At 35.0% G+C, this 2,529-nt stretch carries 3 protein-coding genes; 1 reads left to right on the top strand and 2 read right to left on the bottom strand.

Annotated features, from left to right (window positions below; all coding sequences use genetic code 11):
* Nucleotides 1-136: 136 nt before the first annotated feature.
* Entirely contained in the window at nucleotides 137-631 is a 495-nt protein-coding gene (locus JUF13_RS14300) for a RepB family protein (RefSeq protein ID WP_125584191.1), read from the top strand.
* A gap of 228 nt (nucleotides 632-859) precedes the next feature.
* Here JUF13_RS14300 and JUF13_RS14305 read toward each other — a convergent pair whose 3' ends face one another.
* Entirely contained in the window at nucleotides 860-1,189 is a 330-nt protein-coding gene (locus JUF13_RS14305) for a DUF5388 domain-containing protein (protein ID WP_041816175.1), read from the bottom strand.
* Nucleotides 1,182-1,991: a ParA family protein gene (locus JUF13_RS14310; protein WP_015474642.1), complete on the bottom strand. Its 810-nt coding sequence runs from the start codon at nucleotides 1,989-1,991 to the stop codon at nucleotides 1,182-1,184. Before JUF13_RS14310 ends, JUF13_RS14305 begins: the two co-directional genes overlap by 8 nt.
* Nucleotides 1,992-2,529 lie beyond the last annotated feature (538 nt).

A 2,529-nucleotide genomic window follows, 5' to 3' on the forward strand; every position in this document is an offset into this window, starting at 1 on the left:
ACTCCAGGACACCTTGGAAGCATCATTTATTTAAGTTAGATACATATTATATGTACGAAGGCATTTCATTTACACAAGATTCTTGACGCTACCACGTGCTATGATTGTATCAATAACTTAGCATATACTTGAAAGGGTGGTAGATTTGACAACAATTGCAGAAATTTCAAAGGATTTACACATATCAAGAGCAAGAATTTATCAAATAATAGATTCACTAGACGACAAAGACAAGCCTTTAAAAGATAGCGATAATAGATATATTTTAAGTCAAGATGTTGTTAATGCTATACATCAATATTATGCCAACAATACAAATAAGGATAAGCAAGACAAAAACACGTCAAGCAACGATCAATTAGTTAATATACTTAGACGCCAACTTGACGAAAAGGATCAACAGATAAACAAATTTCAAAAATTATTAGACCAACAACAGCAATTGAACTTATCCAGTCAGAAATTACTTGAAAATCAAAAGTCAGAACAAAATATCAAAAGCAACACCACACAAAGCCGTGAGAACGATTCTAATGACGATAGCAATGATTCAGATATAAATATAAGCAAGCAAAACGAAAAGCCCTCTAATGAGACGAGAGAGAACTTTTGGAAACGGTTGTTTAGATAGGTTGTGAATATTTTTTGAGTAAGTTAAGTGACAGCATTGATTGATTGTTATATGATTGTGTATGTCCTAAATGGACACAAGCAACGCTCCTAAGCAAAGCCTGTATGTACTGATTTCAGAAAAGCCCTCTATTCCGCATAATAGAGGGCTTTTTTTGTACATTCTGCTTCATCTAAACGGACAAGTGTATACGTCTAAAAGCTGAACGTGTTGTCTGAGTGCGCGTGATTATTTACTTTTTACGCGTACATCACGTTTTTCTAAAGAATCAATTTGAAATTCTAATTCTTTACGTTCGTCTGAAGTCAAAGATTCAATATAAACAGATAAAGCTACTTCAATAGCTGCCTTTTGATTGTCACTATACCCTAATACAGCCATTGCTTGCAATTTGTTTCTAATGTGGTTGTTGATTTTTAGGTTTGTGTCAAAAGTAACCGAAGCAACTTGATTTTGTGGGGTTTTAATTCCTTTATTTGAATTTGAAAAATCCGAAATTTCAGCCTGCTTATCTGGCTTAATTGGGTTGCGGTTAGACCGAATCAATTTATTAGCCATTTTCAATTGCCTCCATTCTTTTTAGCATCTCGTCAGTTACGTCTTTGTATACTTTGAATACACGCCTATCAAACTGAGTATTGAAAGTAATACCAGTTATTCCATAACGCTTGATCCTCTGCATCGAGTGAATTTTATGTTTAAAAATGTTTTCAGTTCCAAACTGATTAATAGCATTTTGAATAGTTGCTTCATCTACAGGAGCTCCGGCTTGCAATAGAACAGCCAATATACCAACGATTTCCAAACGGGGAGCCTTGTAGGTATCAATAACTTGTTCCTGGATATACTCTATAAATGCTTGAGCTCCCTCAAAACTATGTTCATGAGTTTGCATAACAATTACACAATAATCGCTGGCATACAATGCTGAATCGGTGATTAACGAGATAGTAGGCGGCGTATCTATGATGACATAATCATATTTATCTTTAATAGGCTTGATAAGATTACTGAATTCTTTGACGCGTTCATTATAGTCTTTGATTTTTTCCATATAGCGTGGGAAAAGAGCAAAGTCAGGTGCAGAAGCTAGGATATCGAAGTTTTCTTTTATATGTATTAAAGATTGAGTTAAATCGCCATCTTCAATACTAGCCATGAGAGATTTTTTAAAATGGCCAACTTTTCCATCAATATTAACTTTAGTATTCAAGAGTAGATTTGTGGCGTTTCCTTGGGGGTCCAAATCAACTAGTAGTGTTTTGTAACCACGATTGCTAAGGTCTAGAGCTACTAATGTTGAATTACTAGTTTTTCCAACTCCACCTTTAAAATTTCCAAATGTTATGGTTTGTGTCATGATAACGCCTCCTAACGATTGTTGTTATATTAGCACTATATCGTTTTTGAATCAACACGATATAGTGCTATAGTGCGTTAGTTCTATAGTTCTATAATGCTGTTGTTCTGTAGTGCTTATGTTCTACAGTGCTATAGTGCTGTAGTTCTTTAGTTCCGTAGTGCTAGCACTACCGTATAGCTTTAAGCCCTATGTGCAAACATTTACTAAAAGAAAAAACAGTGCCGTAGTTCTTTAGTTCCGTAGTTCTATAGTTCTATAGTGCTGTAGTGCTTATATTCTGTAGTGCTGTAGTTCTTTTATTCTATAGTGCTGTAGTGCTGTAGTGCTAGTTTTTAAAAACATTGACTTTTGTTGTGGTTGAGCTATAATTCTAAATGAAATCGATAAATAGAACATAAAAAAACACCCACCAACAGTCATTGGTGAGCGCCACAAAAAAGTCATCATTGTTTAATGACTATTATATCATGGCCGGTGCGATTTTTAAAGCCCTAGGGGACAAGCTGGGGTCTAAATCCAAGGGGACACGTTTGCC

The organism is Levilactobacillus wangkuiensis, from assembly GCF_016861605.1.
In the GTDB taxonomy this organism is placed as follows: Bacteria; Bacillota; Bacilli; order Lactobacillales; family Lactobacillaceae; genus Levilactobacillus; species Levilactobacillus wangkuiensis.

Bases quoted from the DNA above. Each gene is read 5' to 3' on its own strand.
- JUF13_RS14305 (WP_041816175.1), bottom strand. From the start codon at position 1,189: ATGGCTAATAAATTGATTCGGTCTAACCGCAACCCAATTAAGCCAGAT.
- JUF13_RS14310 (WP_015474642.1), bottom strand. From the start codon at position 1,991: ATGACACAAACCATAACATTTGGAAATTTTAAAGGTGGAGTTGGAAAA.